Genomic DNA, 1,093 nt, shown 5'->3' on the forward strand with positions numbered 1-1,093 from the left:
TAAGAAGTAGCCCCGTCCCACTTTTCTTTTTGGAAAATTCTCAGTACAATAAGACTATGAAAAAATGGATTATTATTCTCATCACTTTATTATCACTGTTATTACTGATTATGGCTGGCGCGAGTGGCTACTTTTTCTATGTGGCACAGGTCCGGGCTGAAAAAGATTTTATCAACAATAAAGCAAGAAGCCCAGAAAGCTCCTTATATCAGGCTGAACAATCCTTTAATAAGCTTTCCAAAGAAAAACGTTCGATGACAAATCAAGGATTAAAACAGGTCGCTTGGTATGTGCCAGCCGAGAAAAAGTCAGATAAGACTGTTCTTATGGTACATGGATTTACTAATGATAAATCAGATATGAAGCCTTATGCCTATCTTTTTCACCAATTGGGCTACAATGTTTTAATGCCAGATGATGTTGCTCATGGTGAAAGCCAAGGGAAAATCATAGGTTATGGATGGAAGGATAAAGACAATGTCATTAAATGGACAGAACAGTTGATTGCAGACAATCCTGACCAAAAAATCACCTTCTTTGGGGTTTCAATGGGGGCTGCAACAGTCATGATGGCTAGTGGTGAAGATTTGCCAGAACAAGTTACCAGTATAATAGAAGATTGTGGCTACACCAGTGTTTGGGATGAACTCTCTTATCAAGCAAAAGACATGTACAATTTGCCCCAATTTCCTATTTTATATGGCGTATCGGGTATTTCTAAACTGATAGCAGGATTTACTTATGGAGAAGCAAGTTCTATGAAGCAGTTGGCTAAAAATGATTTGCCAATTTTGTTTATCCATGGTGATGCTGATAAGTTTGTTCCAACGGACATGGTTTATGATAATTTTGAAGCAAGTAAGGGCCCAAAAGAACTCTATATTGCTAAAGGTGCGAAGCATGCTCAGTCTTTTGAAAAAGATCCTGAAACCTACCGCCGAAAAATTGAAGATTTTTTGAAAAAATATCAAAAATAGTGTGTCAATCGAAAATGACAATGTCTTGAAAAAATCGGTTAGATAAGTGAAAAACCTGTTATAATTGTGGTTGAGAGGTATTCCTCTCACACTTGAATTCTTCATAAGATTTTCCG

At 37.0% G+C, this 1,093-nt stretch carries 1 protein-coding gene; it reads left to right on the top strand.

The features are described from left to right. The first annotated feature begins 56 nt into the window (after nucleotides 1-56). Nucleotides 57-977, top strand: coding sequence for an alpha/beta hydrolase (locus ACMZ6U_RS10485; protein WP_416108354.1), 921 nt, complete (start codon nucleotides 57-59; stop codon nucleotides 975-977). The last annotated feature ends 116 nt before the right edge of the window (nucleotides 978-1,093 follow it).

Origin of the sequence: Streptococcus pluranimalium, from assembly GCF_047785745.1 — a bacterium.
Taxonomy (GTDB): Bacteria; Bacillota; Bacilli; order Lactobacillales; family Streptococcaceae; genus Streptococcus; species Streptococcus pluranimalium_B.

Excerpts from the sequence above, each read along its gene's own strand:
- ACMZ6U_RS10485 (WP_416108354.1), top strand. The coding sequence starts at position 57 with ATGAAAAAATGGATTATTATTCTCATCACTTTATTATCACTGTTATTA.